A 2,302-nucleotide genomic window follows, 5' to 3' on the forward strand; every position below is an offset into this window, starting at 1 on the left:
GGGTGCCGGGCCGGGGCCACCCGCGGCAGTTTGAGTCCCTTTCCTTGCGGGGGCTGACATACTCCACTGTTGCGACCCAACCTTGATCCACGACAGAAAGGATCTCGATCTGCAGCGTGTGTTACTGGCCCGCCACCACGAACGTCGCGGAGGTTTGGAGGTCGCGTGCGCCTCGCAGGGCCTCGAAGATGTCTTGACGCGATTGCGAAGTTCCCGTGCACAGGGCGAGAAGCAGTTGCCGTGACGATATCTTGCCGGTCCGCTCAATATTCATATTGTAGTGGAGGCGATCAGCTCGGTCGGTACAGATAACGGCCCGCCCGGAGGTATCGATCATCAATAGACCGTGCCGGATCACGTCGAGATACCGGCCCCAGGTATGAAGCGACGCAGCACTCGGATCCAATCGGATCGTGCGTGGCACTACCTTGCGCTGTGCCGCGCCGAGGTGGTGCAGATGAGCGCTCATCGCCCGAGGACCCTAGATTGAGGCTGCCAGGCAGCCCATGAGACAGCGAACAGCACGTTTATAAGCACGAATGTTTAAATTGAGGTGCATGGCCAATGGGATTATTTGGTGTTCCTGCGCGTTAGGCGTCGAGACCAGAACAACCGTGGTTAAAAATTCATGAGTTCCAACGCGCAATTTTCACTTATTCTGTAAATTGGATACGAACCACCTGAAGATTTAAACTGATGCACCAACATCCGTTAGTCCGAGCGTATTTGGCTTGGCCTAAATATAGGCTGCAAGGATTGATTTGTTCAGGTTGCATCCGTGGCGATTTACAACCTATGCCGACCGCTTCTCCTCGGCGCAGCTATCGCGTTCCTGACAGCGTTGCTGGCGCTCGGACCCGTCAAAGCTGATCTCCTCAGCGTCGTGCGGATCGTGCTGCAGAAGGGTCGGCACTACGACCCCACCGACCTGTTCTTGCGTAAGGGCGACACCATCACCTTGGTCAACGGCGACGACAGCGCGGTGCACCACGCCTTCATCGAGGCCGATCGCTTCGCGTTCGACGCCGGCGACCAGGAACCCGGCAAGCAGGCGACGCTGACCCTCAAGGAGCCCGGCGACTTCGTGATCGAGTGCGGCATCCACCCAAAGATGAAGCTCACCCTTCACGTGCAGTAGCCCGAGTTATTCTCCCAGAACGTTATCAGCCCGAATGGACCAGGTTCTTCGCGGCGGGATCGAATGCCACCGCCACGGGCCGGAATGCGCGCACAAGATCCGCGTCGAGCCGCCCCGCCATACCGTCCAGAATGGCGTAGGCCTGCGCCGCGTCCATCGCAGCCTTGTACGGCCGATGCTCGATCAGCGCCGCGTGGATGTCACAGATCGTCACCAGTCGGACCAGGTCGGGGATCTCGGCTCCCCTCAGCCCGTCCGGGTAGCCCGAGCCGTCGAGCATCTCGTGGTGCGAGCGCACGACCGAGAGCAGGGACGCGTCGAAGCCACCGCCGGCGAGTATAGCGTACCCCTCTGCCGGATGGGTACGCATCACCGCCATCTCGGCCGGGTCGAGCTTGCCCGGCTTGTTCAGGATGGCAGTTGGGATCTTCGTCTTGCCGACGTCGTGGAGCAGGGCAGCTTTTGCGAGTCGGTGGCGGTCGGCGGCAGCGAGACCGAGGGTACCGGAGAACGCGGCGGCGAGGCCGGCTACGAGCAGGCAGTGCTGGTGGGTGACATCGTCGAAGCGCTGGACCGCCCGCACCCAATCGTGGATGCCGACGTCCCGGATGACCTGGACGATCAGCTCTGTGCCGGTGTCGGCTACCGCGATGGTGATCGCTCGGCCCGAGAAGAACGCCTCCGCGAAGAACTGTCTGGCTCGGACTGCCTGCCGTTCCACTGTCTCGCCCGAGTCAATTTGTCCGCTGATCTGGGCGAGCTTATCGGTCACGAGCCGCGCCGCGGCGTTAGCGGGGAGCGTGGCGGACGCGCCCAGGATCCGGGCTTGGGCTTCGGCGCGGGCGACGTTGCCATGGACGAGGAAGAGATACGGTATGCCCTCGTCGCGCACCCGCTCCAGGATGCGGCGCATGAGCACGAGCGCCTCAGAGTTCAGGCCCTCCACATCGCTGACGATCAGGCCGGCGCCGCGGGACGGCGTCGTCTCGTCGTAAAGATCGTGGATCCGGCATGAACCGAACCCGCCGAGATCGCGGGCCAGACGTCGGCCGCGATGGATGTCGTCGGTGATCAGCAGAAGCTCGCCCATCGCCTATCCATCGTCTGTCGTCAGAGGATCACACGCTCGTTGAAGGTCAGCGGGCCGAACGGCATCCGGAACGC

At 62.2% G+C, this 2,302-nt stretch carries 3 protein-coding genes; 1 reads left to right on the forward strand and 2 read right to left on the reverse strand.

The window, feature by feature from the left end; translation table 11 throughout:
- Window positions 1–121: 121 nt before the first annotated feature.
- Window positions 122–469 carry a hypothetical protein gene (locus MKL09_RS21425; RefSeq protein ID WP_244023499.1) on the reverse strand — a complete coding sequence of 116 codons (348 nt, stop codon included), beginning with the start codon at window positions 467–469 and terminating at the stop codon, window positions 122–124.
- Window positions 470–778: 309 nt separating this feature from the next.
- Here MKL09_RS21425 and MKL09_RS21430 point away from each other — a divergent pair, with 309 nt between their 5' ends.
- Entirely contained in the window at window positions 779–1,138 is a 360-nt protein-coding gene (locus MKL09_RS21430) for a hypothetical protein (RefSeq protein ID WP_244023501.1), read from the forward strand.
- Window positions 1,139–1,163: 25 nt separating this feature from the next.
- On the opposite strand, the gene MKL09_RS21435 is transcribed toward MKL09_RS21430, so the two are convergent.
- Window positions 1,164–2,228 carry an HD-GYP domain-containing protein gene (locus tag MKL09_RS21435; RefSeq protein WP_244023503.1) on the reverse strand — a complete coding sequence of 355 codons (1,065 nt, stop codon included), beginning with the start codon at window positions 2,226–2,228 and terminating at the stop codon, window positions 1,164–1,166.
- Between the last annotated feature and the right edge of the window lie 74 nt (window positions 2,229–2,302).

Origin of the sequence: Methylobacterium sp. J-048, assembly GCF_022829515.1 — a bacterium.
In the GTDB taxonomy this organism is placed as follows: Bacteria; Pseudomonadota; Alphaproteobacteria; order Rhizobiales; family Beijerinckiaceae; genus Methylobacterium.